At 54.5% G+C, this 18,096-nt stretch carries 17 protein-coding genes; 4 read left to right on the top strand and 13 right to left on the bottom strand.

Annotated elements, in window-relative coordinates; genetic code table 11:
* Nucleotides 1-804: 804 nt before the first annotated feature.
* From pcaG to ACQKE4_RS06945, 7 genes are all read right to left on the bottom strand, one after another.
* The gene (gene pcaG, locus ACQKE4_RS06975; protein ID WP_427387534.1) at nt 805-1,437 is read right to left on the bottom strand and encodes a protocatechuate 3,4-dioxygenase subunit alpha; all 633 of its coding nucleotides are present in this window, start codon (nt 1,435-1,437) and stop codon (nt 805-807) included.
* Between the two features lie 16 nt (nt 1,438-1,453).
* Nucleotides 1,454-2,185, bottom strand: coding sequence for a protocatechuate 3,4-dioxygenase subunit beta (gene pcaH / locus ACQKE4_RS06970; RefSeq protein WP_427387529.1), 732 nt, complete (start codon nt 2,183-2,185; stop codon nt 1,454-1,456).
* Between the two features lie 32 nt (nt 2,186-2,217).
* Nucleotides 2,218-3,399 (bottom strand): alpha/beta fold hydrolase, encoded by a 1,182-nt coding sequence (locus ACQKE4_RS06965; RefSeq protein WP_427387528.1) that lies wholly within the window; start codon nt 3,397-3,399, stop codon nt 2,218-2,220.
* A gap of 11 nt (nt 3,400-3,410) precedes the next feature.
* Nucleotides 3,411-4,613, bottom strand: a complete 1,203-nt coding sequence (gene pcaF / locus ACQKE4_RS06960) for a 3-oxoadipyl-CoA thiolase (protein ID WP_427387527.1) — start codon at nt 4,611-4,613, stop codon at nt 3,411-3,413.
* 10 nt (nt 4,614-4,623) lie between these two features.
* Nucleotides 4,624-5,397, bottom strand: a complete 774-nt coding sequence (locus ACQKE4_RS06955; RefSeq protein ID WP_427387526.1) for a CoA-transferase subunit beta — start codon at nt 5,395-5,397, stop codon at nt 4,624-4,626.
* Nucleotides 5,397-6,215, bottom strand: coding sequence for a CoA transferase subunit A (locus tag ACQKE4_RS06950; protein WP_427387525.1), 819 nt, complete (start codon nt 6,213-6,215; stop codon nt 5,397-5,399). Before ACQKE4_RS06950 ends, ACQKE4_RS06955 begins: the two co-directional genes overlap by 1 nt.
* Before the next feature lie 189 nt (nt 6,216-6,404).
* Nucleotides 6,405-7,745, bottom strand: a complete 1,341-nt coding sequence (locus ACQKE4_RS06945; RefSeq protein ID WP_290833871.1) for a class-II fumarase/aspartase family protein — start codon at nt 7,743-7,745, stop codon at nt 6,405-6,407.
* 139 nt (nt 7,746-7,884) lie between these two features.
* Here ACQKE4_RS06945 and ACQKE4_RS06940 point away from each other — a divergent pair, with 139 nt between their 5' ends.
* Together ACQKE4_RS06940 and ACQKE4_RS06935 are read left to right on the top strand one after the other, a co-directional pair.
* Nucleotides 7,885-8,835, top strand: coding sequence for an AEC family transporter (locus tag ACQKE4_RS06940; RefSeq protein ID WP_427387524.1), 951 nt, complete (start codon nt 7,885-7,887; stop codon nt 8,833-8,835).
* Nucleotides 8,836-8,898: 63 nt separating this feature from the next.
* Nucleotides 8,899-9,627, top strand: coding sequence for an SDR family NAD(P)-dependent oxidoreductase (locus tag ACQKE4_RS06935; protein WP_427387523.1), 729 nt, complete (start codon nt 8,899-8,901; stop codon nt 9,625-9,627).
* Nucleotides 9,628-9,640: 13 nt separating this feature from the next.
* Here ACQKE4_RS06935 and ACQKE4_RS06930 read toward each other — a convergent pair whose 3' ends face one another.
* From ACQKE4_RS06930 to ACQKE4_RS06915, 4 genes are all read right to left on the bottom strand, one after another.
* Nucleotides 9,641-10,867 (bottom strand): CaiB/BaiF CoA transferase family protein, encoded by a 1,227-nt coding sequence (locus tag ACQKE4_RS06930; protein WP_427387522.1) that lies wholly within the window; start codon nt 10,865-10,867, stop codon nt 9,641-9,643.
* An 18-nt stretch (nt 10,868-10,885) separates the two neighbouring features.
* Nucleotides 10,886-12,391 (bottom strand): tripartite tricarboxylate transporter permease, encoded by a 1,506-nt coding sequence (locus ACQKE4_RS06925; protein WP_427387521.1) that lies wholly within the window; start codon nt 12,389-12,391, stop codon nt 10,886-10,888.
* A 26-nt stretch (nt 12,392-12,417) separates the two neighbouring features.
* A complete protein-coding gene (locus tag ACQKE4_RS06920; protein ID WP_290834124.1) occupies nt 12,418-12,918 on the bottom strand; it encodes a tripartite tricarboxylate transporter TctB family protein in 501 nt (166 codons plus the stop codon).
* Nucleotides 12,919-13,020: 102 nt separating this feature from the next.
* Nucleotides 13,021-14,007, bottom strand: a complete 987-nt coding sequence (locus ACQKE4_RS06915) for a Bug family tripartite tricarboxylate transporter substrate binding protein (protein WP_427387520.1) — start codon at nt 14,005-14,007, stop codon at nt 13,021-13,023.
* A gap of 257 nt (nt 14,008-14,264) precedes the next feature.
* On the opposite strand from ACQKE4_RS06915, the gene ACQKE4_RS06910 reads away from it, so the two are divergent.
* Entirely contained in the window at nt 14,265-15,044 is a 780-nt protein-coding gene (locus ACQKE4_RS06910; RefSeq protein WP_427387519.1) for an IclR family transcriptional regulator domain-containing protein, read from the top strand.
* On the opposite strand, the gene aroQ is transcribed toward ACQKE4_RS06910, so the two are convergent.
* Nucleotides 15,037-15,474, bottom strand: coding sequence for a type II 3-dehydroquinate dehydratase (aroQ, locus tag ACQKE4_RS06905; protein WP_427387518.1), 438 nt, complete (start codon nt 15,472-15,474; stop codon nt 15,037-15,039). The genes ACQKE4_RS06910 and aroQ overlap by 8 nt on opposite strands.
* 72 nt (nt 15,475-15,546) lie before the next feature.
* Nucleotides 15,547-16,908, bottom strand: a complete 1,362-nt coding sequence (hglS, locus tag ACQKE4_RS06900) for a 2-oxoadipate dioxygenase/decarboxylase HglS (protein WP_427387517.1) — start codon at nt 16,906-16,908, stop codon at nt 15,547-15,549.
* Between the two features lie 214 nt (nt 16,909-17,122).
* Here hglS and ACQKE4_RS06895 point away from each other — a divergent pair, with 214 nt between their 5' ends.
* Nucleotides 17,123-17,977: a DUF72 domain-containing protein gene (locus tag ACQKE4_RS06895; protein WP_427387533.1), complete on the top strand. Its 855-nt coding sequence runs from the start codon at nt 17,123-17,125 to the stop codon at nt 17,975-17,977.
* Nucleotides 17,978-18,096 lie beyond the last annotated feature (119 nt).

The following is an 18,096-nucleotide window of genomic DNA, read 5'->3' as shown; positions in this document are numbered from 1 at the left end:
AGTATTTCCTCATGCCTGCTCATCTCTGTGATGACGGCCCTGATCGTCGGTCTGGCTGCTGGTTTGTTTCAAACGACCCGTCCGGGTACTAGCGCGTTGGCAATCTGCCGCCACGGTGCCGTTCTACTCCCACGTTCAGAGAAGGCCAACGTCACTGCGTTCCCGCAGCACCTCAACCCACTTCCCTACCCCGTCGGGCAGCTTGTGAACACAGCGTCCACCTTCGAGTCAACGTCCGTCGTTCTCATTAATGACTTCCGCCCTTCGCATCCGATCAAGGCTTTTAGCCTTGCCCAGTCCGCTGAACCTCCGCCAGCGGTCGTTCCGGTTTTGCCCTCCACGCTGTTACCAGGCTTCTCAGGTCGGAACTTCCTCACTACTACGGCGTCATCTGCCACCTCACACCCGACACGCTCTTGGTTTCCACCTTGATGCGAGCCTTCCAGCCGAACTGGATTCGGTGCCAGGCTTCCCCGGTTACTGCACCGACTCCCTGTTAACGATGCCACCCTCAAACACAGCGCAGGCCTGACTGAGTATTGGGCGTCGCGCTATTTTGCACGCTTACCCACCTGTGCTGCCGAAGCAGGTTCACTTGCGTTGTGTACCGTTAACCTCCTATGGCTTCCTTCAGACCCCACCGTTAGCCAGTGACGCCCTTGCCAGTCGGGTTGTCTTCCCCTCAGTCGGGGTGACGACACCTTCTTTCAGGTGTCCGGGGTTGCCGGCTTCGCCGGGCAAACAAAAAAGCGCTACTCAGTAATGAGCAACGCTTTTTGTTCGGACTTCACCTGATTAGAACGGTTAAAAATCAAAAAATACCGTTTCACCTTCGCCCTGCAAACGAATATTCAGCCGGTAACGCACTTTGCCATCGGCCTCTTCGCGCTTGGCGATCAGCGTTTGGCGGCGCGCCGGTGACTCAATGCGCGAAAGCACCGGGCACTGGGCGTTGGCTTCCGCTTCATCGTCAAAGTAGAGCCGTGTTTGCAGGTGAATGTTCACCCCTCGGGCAAACAGCGTCAGGTTAATGTGCGGGGCCATTAGCTGGCCGCTGGGGTGCTTCACTGCGCCGGGCTTGATGGTGGTTAACGACCACTCGCTACCGTGATCGAACGTGGTGGCAGTGCGACCGAAGCTGTTAAACGGTTTGCTCAGGTCGTAATCGGCCTGGTAGTCGCCGTTAGCATCGGCTTGCCACGCTTCTACAAAGGCATCGCGTACTAGATCGCCGTTGCCATCGATGACGATCCCTACGACTTCAATATGCTCGCCTTCGGCTTCCGGCTTGACCATCTCGTTCCAGATCTCTTCGTCGCGCACTGGGTTACCGGCAGCGGCCAGAGCAAGTCCGATATGCACGTAGGGGCCCGCGGTTTGCGAGGCGGTTTCACGTAGCATCAGGTCGCTGGTCGGCTGACTGTTAGGCTGATTCATCATCTATCCCCTGCCCTTATTGGTTTTCGAAGAAGGTTTGCAGCTCGCCGCGCACCACCACATCAAAGCGATAGGCGAGACAGTCCATTGGCTTGCTATGGGCCATATCAAGTCGCCCAACCATGGTTTCCACCGCAAGCGGGTCTTTCAGCGTATGCACGATCGGGCAGAGAGGAATCAGCGGGTCGCCCTCAAAATACATCTGGGTGATCAGCCGGGTAGAAATTGAAGGTCCGGTGACTGAAACGTGGATATGCGCCGGGCGCCAGCTGTTCATGTCATTCGGCCACGGGTAGGGGCCGGGCTTGATGGTACGAAAGCGGTACATACCCTGCTCATCGGTCAAGCAGCGCCCTACACCGCCAAAATTAGGGTCTAGCGGTGCCAGGTACCTATCGTTCTTATGCCGGTAGCGCCCACCTGCGTTGGCCTGCCACATCTCAACCAGGGTGTGCGGTACCGGCTTACCAAACTGATCGACCACTCGGCCAAACATGATAATCCGCTCGCCCTGGGGCAACCCCTGATTCTGCGGATCTTGTCGAAAGTTGAGCAGCAGGTCGTTGTCGTGTGGCCCCATGCGTAGGTGGCTGAAATCCGGGCCAGTCAACTCAGATGCCGTGGGCTGCTGCATACTCACCAGCGCCTGCTGGGGCGAGCGCGCCACCGAGGTTTTATAGCCCGGCGCGTAGGCTGGGGGATGCCAGTTGCGGTCACGGGCTACAAAGCGTTTATTGTCGTGGGTCATCGCCCTTACCTCTCATCAATTATTTTATTTCGCTACTCGCCCCAGCCCAGCTCTTTGGCGAGGGCAAAGGCGTGGTTGGCTGCGGGAACGCCGCCATAAATCGCCACATGCATCAGCACTTGGCGCAGTTCGGCCTGGGTTAGGCCAATTCGCTTGGCGGTTTTCAAGTGCAGCGTTAGCTCTTCACGGCCAAGGGCGGCGAGAATGCCAGTGGTGATCATGCTGCGCTCGCGGCGGGTTAAGTCGTCGTTGCTCCACAGTTCACCCCAGGCCAGGCGGGTAATCATCTGCTGGAAAGGTGCATCTAGGCTGTTGGCGTTCGCAGTGGAGCGTGCCACGTGCTCTTCGCCCAATACCTGTTTACGTGCCTCCAAGCCGGTAGCGTAGGCCACGCCCTGGTTGGGCACATCGCCTAAATCAGTCGCCAGTATGGCGAGTAGTTTTTCAGCAAATAAGGCTGGGGCTTCTACAGAGGGCACGTGACCCACGCCGTCAAAAATCTCCAGCGGAGCGCCATCGAGCTCTGCAGCCAGGGCTTCCAGCGTGGCGGGCGGCGTGGCCAAATCTTCACTGCCGCCGAACAGCTGTACTCTCACCTTATGAGGGGCGCTCTTACCTGAGAGCTTGCCGGTAAAGGTATCGCGGCCAAGCATTTCGCACAGCTGGGCGTAGGATTCATCATCGCCGCGGCCCATTTGCACACACCAGCCCACTTTCAGCGCCGGGCTTGCCTCAAACGCCGCTGGGGCAAACCAGCGTGGCACGATCTCTTGGGACATTGCCGCCAAACCTTCCTGACGTACGCGACCTGCGCGGGTGTTCCATAGATCTGGATTGCCAATTACCGCGCCCGTGTTGGTCAGCGCCACGGAGAGTAGGCGCTCGCCATGCTCGGCAATCAGCTGCTGGCCGACCACACCACCAATGGAGGTACCGGCAAAATGAAAGCGCTGCGTGCCCGCCAGTTCTACCAGCGCCAATACCTCTGCCGCTAGGTCAGCTGGGGTGATCTGCTCACCGCTGACCGCTTGGCTGGCACCGTGGCCGGGCAGATCCCAGGTCAGTATCCGGTAGCGGGGCAGCAGCGCGGGAATGATCTCGTCCCAGACCGCTTGGCTCATGCCCAAAGGGTGCGCCAGCACGACCAGCGAATTCACTTCCGAGCCGAGCAGCCGGTAGGCCACGCTGCGGCCATTGATGGTATGAAAAGCCATGACTGTCTCCGTTAAACGCGTTCAATCAGGGTGGCGATACCCTGGCCGACGCCGACGCACATAGTGCAAAGTGCGTAGCGCTTGCCGCTGTTTTGCAGTTCATGAGCAGCGGTCAGCAGCAGGCGTGCGCCGGACATTCCCAGCGGGTGCCCGAGGGCAATCGCGCCGCCGTTGGGGTTGACACGAGGGTCGTCGTCTTTAAGGCCGAGGTCGCGCGTACAGGCCAGCGCCTGAGCGGCGAACGCTTCGTTAAACTCAAACACATCGATTTCATCCATCGAAATTCCGGTGCGTTTAAGTAGTTTTTGCACCGCAGGCACTGGTCCATAACCCATAATGCGCGGCTCTACGCCCGCGGTGGCCATGCCAATGATTTTGGCCATTGGCGTTAGCCCGTGCTGTTTCACCGCTGCTTCGCTGGCGACCAGCATGGCGGCTGCACCGTCATTAACGCCGGACGCGTTGCCTGCGGTGATGCTGCCGCCTTCACGGAAAGGTGTAGGCAAACCGGCCAGCTTATCAAGAGTGGTCTCCCGCAGGTGCTCATCTTGGTCAAAGATCAGCGGTTCCTGCTTACGGCGTGGGATCTCAATGGCAGTGATCTCTTGGGCAAAACGCCCGGCCTTTTGAGCGGCAGCGGCTTTCTGCTGAGAGCGCAGCGCAAAGGCGTCCTGATCGTCCCGAGAGATATTGAACTGCTCGGCGACGTTTTCTGCCGTTTCCGGCATGGAATCGACCCCAAACGTTTTCTTCATCAGCGGGTTGACCAAGCGCCAGCCAATGGTGGTGTCTTCGATTTTTTGACTGCGGGAAAAAGCGCTATCGGCCTTTCCCATCACGAAGGGCGCACGGGACATCGACTCCACGCCACCCGCCAGCGCCAACTCCATCTCACCGGCTTTAATAGCACGAAACGCGGTACCGACCGCATCCATACCTGAGCCGCACAGACGGTTCATCGTGGTGCCGGGTACCGAGGTAGGAATGCCCGCCAGCAGCGACGACATGCGTGCCACGTTACGGTTATCTTCACCGGCCTGATTGGCGCAGCCCATAAAGACTTCTTCAATGGCTGCAGGATCAAGATCTGGCGCTTCTGCTAATACGGCTTTGAAGATGGTCGCGGCAAAATCATCCGGGCGTACGCTGGCCAGAGTGCCGCCAAAACGGCCAATAGCGGTGCGGCGGGGATGACATAGATAAACGTCACTCATAGCAAACTCCTTATTCGCCCGCGTGGGCCCGCTCGGTACGGGCTTTTAACTCACGCAAAATCGTCAGCTCGTTTTCGCTGGGCTCTGGTGTGCTCTCTAGCTGTTCGGCAAAGCGGACTTCCCAGCCGGTGGCGTCAATCACGTCTTCGCGGCTAACGCCGGGGTGCAGTGAGACGACGACCAGCTCTTTGGTGTCCGGGTCAGGCTTCATCACGCACAGATCGGTGATCACGCGGGTAGGGCCTTTGCCGATATTGGGCACGTTATCGCGCCCTTTACCGTCGCGGCCAAAGCCGAGCGTCGTTACGAAATCAACGTCTTTGACAAAGGCACGCTTGGAGTGCTTAAGGGTGATAAACACTTCACCGGCGTTAGTGGCAATTTCCGGCGCACCGCCGCCGCCCGGCAGGCGAACCTTAGGCGCTTTGTAATCACCGATCAGCGTGGTATTAAGGTTAGCAAAGCGGTCAATTTGCGCGGTGCCTAAAAAGCCCACGCTCACTTTGCCGCCCTGCAGCCAGTAGCGGAACATTTCCGGTACTGCCACGGTGGTCAGCGCTGATTCGCACAGTTCACCATCGCCAATGGAGAGCGGCAGAATATCGGGCTTGGTTTGCAGGGTGCCGGATTCGTAAATCAGCACGACTTCAGGGGCGTGAGTCAGCCGCGCCAAGTTGGCAGCTTCTGAAGGTAAACCGATACCTACAAAGCAGGTCATGCCGTTTTCCAGCGCCCTAGCAGCAGTGACCGACATCATTTCAGAAGAGGTATATTCGAGGCTCATTAGCGTTTCTCCTCTTTACGGTAAACGTTCTCGTCGAGCCACTGAGTAAAGGTGTCGCGATCACGCGCGATGGCATCCCACTCTTTATAGAAGCGGTTGCTGCGACCGTAATAGCCGTGAGTATAGGAAGGCAGCGCGCCTTTCTCCGCTACCGCCACGGCGCTGATCGCCCAGCTTGGAATCACGCAGGCATTAGGATGCGCGTTCAGATCATCGACAATCTCTTCCACCGTGACGATGCTATGCTTCGCCGCGAGCACAGCCTCTTTCTGTACGCCGACAATGCCTTCTACCAGGACATTGCCTTGGCGATCCGCGCGCTGGGCGTGAATGATCGAGACATCCGGGCGCACCGAGGGTACAGCGGCCAGGCGTTCACCGGTAAAGGGGCACTCGATGAATTTGATTTGATCGTTGACGCTGGGCAGTTCGCTACCGATATAGCCACGGAAAACTGCCAGCGGTAACCCCGCGGCACCGGCCTCAAACGCGCAGGCCATCGCCGCGTGGCTATGCTCAAGAATCTCGATCTTGCACGGCCAGCCTTTCTCCACCGCGTCACGCAGGCGATGCAGTGAGCCCACACCCGGATTGCCCCCCCACGAGAAGATGACTTTTTTGGCACAACCCGCGCCGATCATTTGGTCGTAGATGATATCGGGGGTCATGCGGATCAGCGTCAGGTCGCGCTTGTTCTGACGGATCACTTCGTGGCCCGCAGCAAACGGAATCAAATGGGTAAAGCCTTCCATGGCCACGGTGGCGCCGTCTTGGACGTAGCGCGCTACCGCGTCATGCAAGCTGAGAAACTCGGCCATGATGGGTGCCTCTTAGCTGGACGTTGCAATGATTTTATGATTATTGTTCGTTAAACGAACATAGATTTGCTATACGAACAACTTACTGCTGAATGTTATCAGGGTCAAATACTGCCGTTAGCAAACAAGCGCCTAGATCAGCACCCAACATCGCCACATAACTACACAAAACCTATTAATAACAATAATTTAAATAGAATTTAACCAGCTTTTAGCGCGCTCAACTTGTGCCTGACTGCTACCAAGGTATAAAGCAGGATCACAGGCTTGGCGCAAAGCTTCACCGTCAACCTGGCCGTTAATGTCAGGGTGTTCGGCTAGCACGTCAGCCAGGACCTCAGAATAGGGGCGTGCCTCACGACGTGATGTTTCGGCTGCCGCGGCGCTGACTGCTTTTGCTGCATCCGCGCCCAAGTAGGGCGTTAATAAACGCGCTACCGGTTCGGCCATAATGCCGCCGCCCGTGGCAGCCAAGTTGCGCAACATGTTATCGGAGTGGACTTCGAGTCCTTCTAATAGCACGGCGACTTGCTCTAAGGCGCCTTCCAACAGCAGTGCACTCTCCATCAACGGTGCCCACTCCGCATGCCATTCACCCAAGCCACGTTCAAGGGGGTGGGCAGCAGCGTTAATCAACACGCCAGCGTGACCATGTACTTGACGGGCTGCGCCGCGAATCAGCGCGCAGCGTACTGGGTTGCGTTTGTGGGGCATGGATGAGGACTCGCCCATCCCTGGGGCTGAGGGTTCGGCTACTTCACCCACTTCTGTTTGCGTCAGTAGCGACACATCCAAGGCGATTTTTTCAGCGGCGCCCGCAATGGCATCTAACGCTGTGCCAAGCGCATGGATGGGGTAACGGTCGGTATGCCAGGGTAACACTGGCACCGCCAAGCCTAGTCGCGCGGCCAAAGCGTCCATCCACTCAAGACCCAGCGTATCCCAGCCCGAGTGCACGCCTACCGCACCACCAAACTGAACGGGAAGCTCAACAGTACCTAAACGGCGGCGACTCTGCTCTAACCCAACGGCCCAGTGGGCTACCTTGACACCAAAGGTAATCGGCAGCGCCTGCTGCATCAGCGTGCGCCCCACCATCGGCGTGTCTATGTGGGCATCCATAATCGCTAACGCCGCCAACCGGCAGCGCTTCAGCAAATTATCCAACGCTGCTAAGCGTGGTTTTAGCAGCAGCATTAATGCGGAGTCGACAACGTCCTGGCTCGTTGCGCCTTGGTGCCAGTAACGCTTAAGCTCATTGGGTAGCAGCGAACGCCCCTGCTTAACAAACGGAATCGCCACATTGCCGCCACTGCCGATGCCGTCGGCAATCGCAGCAGTGTCGAAAGTCGCATGCTCCATCAGGGTACGCATCTGCTGGCTGGCGCCTTTCGGCACCGCACCGCTGGCTTCTTGCACTTCTGCCAGAGCTAATTCAAATGCCAGCATGGCCTGCACCATAGCGTCGTCATCACACTCGCCCAAGGCGTGTTGACTCATAAACGGGTGTTTTAAAAACGCGGCGGGCATAAGCATTCCTCATTGATTGGCGCATTGGCTGTCGCATACCGGACAAACGTACAATTGTTCGTGATTCGAACGCCATGCTAAATTGGTCTGATAAGTGGGGCTATATTTACTTTCTCATCACCGACAAGTCAGAGACTTTATGCTCGCCATTCTTGCCATTACTACCCCTATCTTTTTGTTAATCAGTGCAGGTTATATTGCTAGGTGGAGCGGGCTGATCCAGCGCGAACAGATGCAGGGTGTCGGCGTATTTGTAATGTTCTTCGCGCTGCCCGCACTGGTCATCAGAGCCTTAACCCAGCACCCGCTAGAAGAAATACTGCAACTCAACTATATGGTGGCCTACGGGCTGGGCTCCTTGGTGGTTTTTGGCGGCGGGCTACTGCTCAGCATGAGGTACCAGCGCCAGCCTCTCAACGTCAGTGCTATGCAGGCGTTAGGGATGGCAGCGGCCAACAGCGGCTTTGTAGGCTACCCTGTCGCCGTGATGGTGATTGGCTCACCAGCGGCTGTGTTACTGGCCCTCAATATGGTGATCGAAACGCTGATTATTATCCCTGCCGCACTGATTTTGGCTGAGATGTCTTCCCAGCAAGGGGCCAGCGTGTGGAAAACAGTGAAGCAGACCGCTCTAAGCCTGGCCAAAAACCCTGTTCTGATGGGCTTACTCGTCGGTATTTTTTTAGCCGTTACAGGGTTAAAGATTCCTGTGCCTCTGTTTAAGGCCATTGATATGCTGGCCAATGCCGCTGGCCCTGCGGCGCTCTTTGTGATCGGCGGTGCGCTGTTTGGTCTACAGGTCAAAGGCATGGCCAGGGACGTTGGGCAAATTGTAATTGGCAAACTGCTCATTCATCCGCTGGTTATCTTAATCGCATTTTTGCTTATTCCAGGCATTGACCCTCTCTACATTGTGGGTGCTGTGCTCTTCTCCGCGGCGCCGATGATTAGTATTTACCCCCTGCTGGGCCAACGCTACGGGCTTGGCGGTGTCAGCGCTGCTGCGATGCTGGTCGCCACAATCGCCTCGTTCTTCACACTTAGCCTGATTATCTGGCTGTTGACACTATCGGAGCTAATGGCGTTTTAAATAACTCGCGTTTTAAATAGTTTGTGTTTTCAACAAGGTTTATCCCAGCCAAGGACAACAACAATGAACCAACACTCTGATCAACAACATTGCGCCGTTGTCACTGGCGGGGCGAGAAACATCGGCCAAGCCATTGCTTTGCGTCTCCAACAGGATGGCTATCGCGTTATCGGGGTGGATATCGTTGCGCCGGAAGTGGCGTCTTTGCAAGCAGACGCCTACCAGATCGACCTTGCCGACGCCGACACTACTCGCCGGGTAATGGCGGAAATCGCCGAGCGTTATACGGTGACCCGGCTGATCAACAACGTCGGTATTGTTGCGCCTGCACTGCTTGAAGAGGCGAGGCTTGAGGACTTCGACAAATTGATGCACCTGAACGTGCGCTCGGCGCTGATCTGCACCCAGGCACTGCTGCCAGCCATGAAGGCGCAGCGGATGGGGCGCATCGTTATGAATGCCAGCCGCGTGGTACTCGGCAAGGAAGCTCGCACGATCTACAGCGCCACGAAGGGAGCGCTGCAATCCATGGCCCGCACTTGGGCGCTGGAGCTTGCTGAGCATGGTATTACGGTCAACTGCGTCGCCCCAGGCCCTATCGCCACCAGTGCCTTCTGGCAGAACAACCCACCTGACTCTGAGCGTGCTCGCCGTATCATCGACAATATTCCGCTACAGCGTATGGGCCAGCCAGAAGACGTCGCGCAGGCGGTCAGCTTCTTCTGCGATAAGCGCAGCGGCTTTATTTCCGGTCAGACGCTATATGTCTGCGGTGGAGTGACGGTCGGTTAGACAACACGAAGGTTTATTTCACTACGCCCTTTTCACGCAAGGCGCTAATTTCCGCAGCGCCTTTGTGCAGTAAGCGCTCCAATACACTATCGGTATCTTCACCCAGGCGTGGGGGCGGCTTACGGTACTCAAGCGGCGTCTTGGAGTACTTGATAGGGTTCGCCACGCCAGGAACCGAACCGGTTTCAGACTTAAGCTCTACCTGCATGCCGCGCGCCCGAACCTGCGGGTCGTCAAAAACCTGGGCAATATTCTGAATCGGCCCGCAGGGGACGCTAATAGCACCCAGCATCTCGATCCATTCATTGCTGGCACGGCTCTGTGTAATTTCCACCATCAGAGGAATCAGCTCAAGGCGATGTTTAACCCGCGCGGGATTGGTGCTGAACCTAGGGTCGGCTGCCAGTTCAGAGCGCCCCACCGCCTCGCAGAAACGCTTGAACTGACCATCGTTGCCAATGGCGATAATCACCTTTTCGCCGTCAGCGGTAGGGAACGGTTGGTAAGGCACCAAGTTGGAGTGATATTCACCGGTACGGGTTGGCGGTGTGCCGCTGCAGAAGTAATTAAGCGCCTGATTGGCCAGCCAACTGACCTGAACATCCAGCAGCGCCATATCGATATACTGGCCCTCCCCGGTACTGTGCCGGTGGTGCAATGCGCCGAGAATCGCGATGGTGGCATTCATGCCGGTGGTCAGGTCAGAGACCGCCATGCCTACCCGTTGAGGCCCCGCACCCGGCTCCCCATCTGCCGCACCGGTAATACTCATTAAGCCTGCCTGGGCTTGAATCAGGTAGTCATAGCCTGCCATTGCGGCCATTGGCCCCGTCTGGCCAAACCCGGTGATCGAGCAGTAAATCAAACCAGGATTGATCGCTTCTAGGGTGGCGTAGTCGAGCCCCTTGCGCGCGAGTCCTCCGCTTTTGAAGTTCTCGACCAGAATGTCACTTTCAGCGGCTAACTCACGCACCAGCGCCTGCCCTTCTGGCTGGCTGATATCGACAGTGACCGAGTGTTTGCCGCGATTGGCCGAAAGATAGTAGGCCGACTCGCGAGTATCCTTGCCCTCGCTGTCCTTCAGCCAGGGAGGGCCCCAGTGGCGGGTGTCGTCGCCCAGGGTGGGGTGTTCAACTTTGATCACCTCGGCACCCATATCAGCCAGTATTTGCGTACACCAGGGGCCCGCCATTACGCGGCTTAAATCCAGCACTCGCAGCCCTGTTAGCGGTCCCGCCATGGTCAGTCTCCTATTGCCTCACACTTGCTGCGATTTATCGGCAGCGTTACGTGCTTCGCGACGCGCAGCAATAAAGCGGTAGAGCGCCAGGGAAATGGAGCCCACTGTTAAGGCAATGAAAGCCCAGGTAATGGGGCCGCGTACAAAGATCGAGAGATCGTTATGCCCAATCAGTAATGAGCGGCGCAGGTTATCTTCAAACATTGGCCCGAGGATAAAACCGATTAAAAAGGGCGCTGCCGGGATCGCGGCACGGTTGAAGATATAGCCTACGACGCCGAAAGCCAGCATTAGCCATACATCAAAGGTGTCATTATTAACGGCATAAGCGCCGTAAACGCAGAACATTAAGACGATGGGAAAGAGCACCGATTTAGGAATGTCGGCAATCAATGAGAAGTACTTGATGGCGACATTACCCACCATCAGCAACACCAACGAGCTGAACATGATGCCCATAAACAGCGCGTAGATCAGCGACAGATTCTCTTGGAACATGATCGGGCCGGGCGTTAACCCATGCACCATAAAGGCACCGAGAATAATCGCCGTAATGACATCGCCTGGAATACCTAGCGATAACAGCGGAATCATCGTTGCCCCGGCCACCCCGTTATTACCGGCTTCGGCTGCGGCAACGCCTTCTACCTCACCCTTGCCGAAGTTGGCCTTATTGGGTGATCTTCGGCGGGCATCGCTGTAGGAAATGAAAGCAGCGGCAGTCGCCCCAGTGCCAGGGATCGCCCCAATAATGACGCCGATCAAACTGCCTCGCACAATGGTGGTCATGCAGCGTTTCAATTCAGAAAATGCCAAGCCTGCACCGCTCGCCTTCGCCTTAATGTGAGGCAGCGCTTTTTTGCGGTAGAACTCGATAATTTCGGGGATGGCAAACAGGCCAATCAACAGCGGAATAAACGAAATGCTGTCCATTAAGTTGTAGTTGCCAAAGGTAAACCGCTGAGAGCCATAGACTTCATCCAACCCCACCAGGGAAAGCAAGATACCTAATAGCGCCGCCATCAAGCCCTTAATCATAGAGCCGCTGGCCAGGGAAATAATGATGGTGAGTGAAAAACAGATCAGCCAGAAAAACTCAGGTGCACCAAAATTCAGGGCGATCTTTGCCAAATAGGCGGCAAAAAAGATCAGTGCAATATTAGAAATAAAATCGGCAATTACCGAAGAGTAGAGCGCGGCCTTAAGCGCCTTCTTGGCATGCCCCTGTTGCGCCATGGGGTAGCCGTCCAGCAATGTGCAAGCCGAGGCGGGTGAGCCGGGCGTTCTGATTAAAATAGCCGTAATTGAGCCGCCATACATACCCCCTTTGTAGATACCCACTAGCAGCAGAATAGCGGCGACCGGCTGCATGGAAAAGGTAAACGGCAGCGCCAGGGCCACCGCCATCGTGGCGGTCAAGCCAGGAATCGAGCCTACCACCACCCCGATCACCACGCCCATGGCAATGGCGATAAAGTTATCCAAACTAAAGAATATCGCTATGACTTCCGAAAAATTTTCCATAGATCACCCAAACAATAAACAGCCAATCAGAAACCGATTGGCAATATCGGAAGCGGCACATTCATCACTTTTACAAAAATGAATGTCACAACAGCAGGAAACACAAATGCCAGACTATAGACCCACCATGTGCGCACGGGGTGCGCCACAAAAAGCACCAGGGTCGCCAAAATGCCGGTAAACACAGCCCCCATCGACTCAAAAAGGGCGACATATATCACCAGTGCAACCACCATCAACACAAAACGCCGTGTCGGCCCCTTTTCAATATTTCGTTCATCCTCCTCGCTACTTCTGTCGACCAGAAAGCCTTGCAGGATAAGCAGAATAGAAAACAGCAATATCAACCAACCGACGATTCCCGGCAGCCAGCGAGGTGACATCATTGGGCTCTGCAGCATGGGTGGTTGATTGATGTAGTTAGGTATCAGATAAAAGACCAGCGCAATGGCAAAGCAAAACAGCAGGCATCCTGCCATTACGTCACCCGGGTCTTTTACTCTTTGCTTAAAATCCGAGAGCGTCATTGCTGCCTTCTCCCAAAAACCAAAAGTCATGTCCAAAAGACAGAAACAAGCGAGGCGAGAACCTTGGCCCTCGCCTCAGCATTGTATAAGAGGCCGTTTAGCTTACTGGCTTATGCCAGCCTGCTGAGCGACACCTTCCCAGCGCTCCAGGTCTTCAACAATGAACTGTTTGAACGCTTCACCGGATACTTGGCCAGGCTCAGCACCTAATTGATCAGCGAAGTCCAGGAACTCTTCACGCTGCATAACATTGGCCAGTGCTTCTTGCATGGTACTTTGTGCTTCTTCAGGAAAAGAGCTGTGGGCAATCAGACCAAACCAAGCCGTGGTAATAAACTGATCAAGGTTGTGCTCACCGATTTCGGCCAGCGTTGGGACATCAGGCAGATACTCGGAGCGCTCAGCGGAGGTGACGGCCAGTGCGCGCAGGTCGCCCGAGCGGATGTGTGAAAGCACCGTAGGCATATTCTCGAACGCCACGTCCACATCACCGCCTAACAGCGCAGGTAGCGCTGCACCACTGCCGGCAAAAGGCACTGCCGTCATATTGGTCTCGGTCAACGTTTTGAATAGCTCACCCGACATGTGAATGGAGCTGCCTACGCCACTATGACTGAAGGTCATATTCTCTTCTTTTGCCGCTTCTACAAATTCGAGAACATCTTCGTAGGGGCTATCTGCGGGCACGACCATCACATTGGGTATGTCGACCATATTTTGCAGAAAGACGAAATCTTCGATTGGGTCGTAGGTGAGGTCAGGGTAAATAGCAGCGCCAATAGTGTGGCCGGGCGATGCCATAAGAATGGTGTGTTCAGCATCGCGGCCGCCACGGGCGAGACGGCCGGTACCCACAGTAGAACCCGCGCCTGGGCGGTTTTCCACGATCACGTTAGTATCCAGTTCTTGCTGGAGAAGGTCAGCAACGCGACGTGACAATACATCAGTGGTGCCGCCTGGTCCGTAAGGCACGACGAGCCTAATGTCATCAGTCGGCCACTCATTAGCACTGGCAGATGAGACAGTCAGACCAAGTGCGAGAGCGCTAGTGTAGGCAGCCACGTAGGCAGAGCTAAGGAGTTTGTTCATTTTTCTTCCTGTGCGTGGTTAAGTCATTATCATGCTTAACTATTGTTCGTAATACGTACATATATTCGTAATTTGATAGCTGAGATTACTTTGTTGCCAACCTATTAAAAAACACAACTTTAGTAGCAGAGAGTATCAAACAATGTTTTTGGGGCTGCAGCATGTCATTGGAAGGGATTGAACAACACGGAAGTTCGCAATGCGAACATTTTTACGTTAATCTTTTCTATCAGACGTCAAGGTAAGGGACGATAACAATGCAGGAAGAGATGTTGAGTGAAGATAGCCGTGATTTTGTAACAGCGTTAGCCAGCGGCTTGGAGGTAATACAGGCATTCGATCACGAACACCCGCGTATGACATTAAGCGAAGTTGCGACACGGACAGGAATGAACAGAGCAAAAGCCAGGCGCTTCTTGCTCACTCTGCATGCACTGGGGTACGTGCGCAAACAGCAACGTTACTTTGAATTGGCGCCCCGCGTGCTCCAGCTCGGCTATGCCTTTTTATCGGCGAATAACTATCGAGATGTTATTCAGCAACATCTCGAAGATATTACCGCTGAAACGGGGGAGTCATCGTCGCTTGGCGTGCTAGATGGTAATGATGTTATCTATGTCGCCCGCTCGGCAGCCAAACATCGCTTAATGGCGATCACACTTTCAGTGGGCACCCGGCTGCCAGCGGCTCATACCTCTATGGGACGCATACTTCTTGCTCAGCTCAACGATGAGGCTCTTGATGACTTTCTATCGTCGATTTCTTTAGAGTCCTACACCGATAAAACAGTCATTGATGTTAATGAATTGCGCAGACTAATAGTTAACGCACGGCAACAAGGCTATGCGATTTCTGATCAGGAGCTGGACTCTGGGTTACGCTCTATCGCTGTTCCAGTTTTTGATGCCAAGCAGCACTTAATGGGGGCAATCAATATTAGTACCAACGCGGCTCGGGTCGACCTCGACACGCTGGTTAATATTTACTTACCGGTGCTACAAAACAAAGTCGCGCAAATACGTTCGCATATTAATTAACCATTACCGCATCTAACGCAGCTCGATAGCCTTGAATCCCCAACCCGGCAATTACACCATCAGCACGCAGCGAAACGTAGGAGTGGTGCCGAAAGGCTTCACGTTTGTGCACATTGGACAAATGCACCTCAATCACTTTGCCATCAAAAGCATTGAGTGCATCAAGAATTGCCACGGAGGTATGCGTATAGGCTGCGGGATTGATAATAATCGCCTGGGTGCCATCTAGACGCGCTGCGTGAATAGCATCAATCAATTCACCCTCATGGTTACTCTGCAGGCAGTGGATGTCCCAATCGGCCATCACTGCTTTCTCCCGCATTATATTATTCACATCCTCTAATGTCTCATAGCCGTATATCTCCGGCTGGCGAGTACCCAGTAAATTTAGATTGGGGCCGTGTAATACTAATACTTTGCCTTGACTCATATGTCTCTTCCGATCTGCTTGTTGCTTCAGGAATGGCAGCTACCTACATTGAGTAGCTGCTTACTCGATCATTTAACCCGCCAGCTGCGCCAGCGCCTGCTCAAGCGATGCTTGCTGGCGCTGGGTATACAGTTCAATTTCATCGATAACGTTAGCCCCCAGCGCTTGCTCAAATTGCTGTTGGCTTGAGCTGCTGGCGTAGTTATCACGGCTGCTGTCACCTAGATTGGACTGAAAGATGCCTGCTGCGCTTACGGGTAGAAAATCTTCGTAAATCATCGGCGTTACTGCAAGGGCTCCCTGTTCGATAAGACGCTCCACTTGCTCAGTTGACACATCCATCTGCGAAGTCTTACCGGCAACTGCCTGGTAGTGGAAAAAAGCCAACTGCTCCCGGTGCAGCGTTGCATAATCATCTGGAAATGCTTTAAACACTGCCGATAAATGCGCTTGATGAGCTTCGTTATTCGAGACCGCAGGAGCGTTGTCACGTGCCTCTGCTAGCAAGCGGTCATAAAGCGCGCGCCCTTTGTGGGTTAAGGCGATACCACGTTGCTCAATCTCACCAAAGCGGGCGGTGTGCTTGCCCTCGGCGGCATCTGCGAAAGCAATTGTCTCCTCTAGCGCTTTGAAGCTGGTCTGGCGCAAGAGTATAGGGCAATCTCGGCGGGGCGGGCCTTCAATGGTAGCTTTGGGATCAATACCCGCGCTCGGCATACGCCGCTGTACTTCATCAATATCCAACGTCCGTGGCGTTAGGTGATTAATGTGTGGGCCGCGGAAACAGACCACATCAGCAATCAAGCGATGCTCATCATGCAAACGCTCGTAGGTCGCCAAATCGACCGTAGCGTTGTCATGCCAGCGAAACGTTTCCAGGGCTTCCTGTACGAACAGCTCGGCATCGGCGGCATTAAGCCCACCCTGCTGCTCAAAACGTTCGATAAGAATTTTTGCATTGGCTGTAAAAATATCACGAGAGCTTAAAACTTCACTCGCTTGCTTCCTGAGTTCGACTTTTTCGATCAGCTCAAGGCGCAGTAGCGAGGTAAAAACGCGAAAAGGATTACGCTTGAGCGCACTATCCGAAACAGGTCTAAAGGCGGTGGAGTGAACAGGCACACCCGCTACCGACAGATCGTAATAGCCCACCGGCGCCATCCCCATCACCTCGAACATGCGCCGCAACATGGCAAGCTCATTCGCACTGCCCACTCGAATCGCGCCGTGGCGCTCAACATTGATGCGCGCTAGCTCATCGTTCTTCTGCAGCGTACTGTTAAGCACAGGATGTGCAGCTAACACCTCTTGATTGACTGTCTCAACCAGTGAGAGCAAAGTGCCGTATTGTGGCACTTCCTGCTGATACATCGCTGACATGGCGCTGGAAAATTGGTCACGAATCTCATCACTACTAACGAAAGCTGAACTCATCGGGTTGTCCTATTTGTAAACGGCTATACCTGCCTATAAAAAGCTATTCCTTAATAGTAGCTCTATTGGCGTCTTAGCAATTTCACTTATTCCGCCTCTTGCTACAAATAAAAGCCACTTAAAAGCAATATAAATGCCGCCATGAGCGCTTAACGGGCAGACAGCTAAAACTGGTATATTAGTGCCTGTTCTTATAGATATAGGCATGGCACCCATGACACTTCCGCTCTATTTAGGCTTGCCTATGTGGGCCAACCAAGACTGGCTTGGCGGTCTCTACCCACGCCATGCCAAAACCGAACTGTTAAGCGATTACGCGGCGGTGTTTTCAAGTGTTGAAGGCAACACTACGTTTTATAGCGGCATCCCCAAACCCGAAACAGTGGCCACCTGGGCACGTCAAGCACCGCCCCACTTCCGCTTCTGTTTTAAATTACCTGCCAGCGTCACCCATGATCAACGGCTCACCAACTTACAAGAGGCCTGGGCATTTTTAAACGCGCTTGAACCGCTTCACGATCGTCTTGGCCCTACCATGGTTCAACTACCGCGAGATTTTGGCCCCCAAGAGCTTCCTCAACTTGAAGCCTTGCTGACTGCCTGGCCAGCCCATTTGCCCTGTGCAGTCGAGGTTCGCCATCCTGAGTTTTTCCACAAAGGCGCAGCTGAAATTGCGCTTAACCGCCTGTTGATAACTTATTCGGCCAATCGTGTGATGCTTGATGTCCGTCCGGTCTTTTCAACTCCAGCAAATGGCCATGCAGGACTTGCTCATGCACAGCGAGAAAAGCCGAAACTGCCGCTACACGTGCTTTCCACGGCAAATTATCCGGTAATTCGCTTCATTGGCCATATTGACAAAACGATTAACAGCAACTACTTCACTGCTTGGAAAGCCCGCCTAAAACTGTGGATAAGTCAGGGGAAAACCCCTTTCTTATTTGTGCATACTGCTGATAATCTGGAGTCTCCTCACATGGCCCGTTTACTCTATAACGCGCTGGGAGAACAGACACCGCTACCCCCTCTTGCACCCTTCGCCGGTGAAAAGCAAAGCCAGCTATTTTAGCCCACCTTTTTAGGTGAGCTAACTGGCATGCAGCCTATTGATCAGATAAATTGCGCTTACTTTCGGAAAAAGGTGCTAACAACGACGCATTTTTCCGAAAAAACGGTGTATCGCACCGA

Source organism: Halomonas sp. NPDC076908 (assembly GCF_050269715.1).
In the GTDB taxonomy this organism is placed as follows: Bacteria; Pseudomonadota; Gammaproteobacteria; order Pseudomonadales; family Halomonadaceae; genus Vreelandella.
The sequence above is the reverse complement of the archived record's forward strand: the minus strand, read 5'-3'. Positions and strand labels throughout refer to the sequence as shown.

Bases quoted from the DNA above. Each gene is read 5' to 3' on its own strand.
- pcaG (WP_427387534.1), bottom strand. From the start codon at position 1,437: ATGAATCAGCCTAACAGTCAGCCGACCAGCGACCTGATGCTACGTGAA.
- pcaH (WP_427387529.1), bottom strand. From the start codon at position 2,185: ATGACCCACGACAATAAACGCTTTGTAGCCCGTGACCGCAACTGGCAT.
- ACQKE4_RS06965 (WP_427387528.1), bottom strand. From the start codon at position 3,399: ATGGCTTTTCATACCATCAATGGCCGCAGCGTGGCCTACCGGCTGCTC.
- pcaF (WP_427387527.1), bottom strand. From the start codon at position 4,613: ATGAGTGACGTTTATCTATGTCATCCCCGCCGCACCGCTATTGGCCGT.
- ACQKE4_RS06955 (WP_427387526.1), bottom strand. From the start codon at position 5,397: ATGAGCCTCGAATATACCTCTTCTGAAATGATGTCGGTCACTGCTGCT.
- ACQKE4_RS06950 (WP_427387525.1), bottom strand. From the start codon at position 6,215: ATGGCCGAGTTTCTCAGCTTGCATGACGCGGTAGCGCGCTACGTCCAA.
- ACQKE4_RS06945 (WP_290833871.1), bottom strand. From the start codon at position 7,745: ATGCCCGCCGCGTTTTTAAAACACCCGTTTATGAGTCAACACGCCTTG.
- ACQKE4_RS06940 (WP_427387524.1), top strand. From the start codon at position 7,885: ATGCTCGCCATTCTTGCCATTACTACCCCTATCTTTTTGTTAATCAGT.
- ACQKE4_RS06935 (WP_427387523.1), top strand. From the start codon at position 8,899: ATGAACCAACACTCTGATCAACAACATTGCGCCGTTGTCACTGGCGGG.
- ACQKE4_RS06930 (WP_427387522.1), bottom strand. From the start codon at position 10,867: ATGGCGGGACCGCTAACAGGGCTGCGAGTGCTGGATTTAAGCCGCGTA.
- ACQKE4_RS06925 (WP_427387521.1), bottom strand. From the start codon at position 12,391: ATGGAAAATTTTTCGGAAGTCATAGCGATATTCTTTAGTTTGGATAAC.
- ACQKE4_RS06920 (WP_290834124.1), bottom strand. From the start codon at position 12,918: ATGACGCTCTCGGATTTTAAGCAAAGAGTAAAAGACCCGGGTGACGTA.
- ACQKE4_RS06915 (WP_427387520.1), bottom strand. From the start codon at position 14,007: ATGAACAAACTCCTTAGCTCTGCCTACGTGGCTGCCTACACTAGCGCT.
- ACQKE4_RS06910 (WP_427387519.1), top strand. From the start codon at position 14,265: ATGCAGGAAGAGATGTTGAGTGAAGATAGCCGTGATTTTGTAACAGCG.
- aroQ (WP_427387518.1), bottom strand. From the start codon at position 15,474: ATGAGTCAAGGCAAAGTATTAGTATTACACGGCCCCAATCTAAATTTA.
- hglS (WP_427387517.1), bottom strand. From the start codon at position 16,908: ATGAGTTCAGCTTTCGTTAGTAGTGATGAGATTCGTGACCAATTTTCC.
- ACQKE4_RS06895 (WP_427387533.1), top strand. From the start codon at position 17,123: ATGACACTTCCGCTCTATTTAGGCTTGCCTATGTGGGCCAACCAAGAC.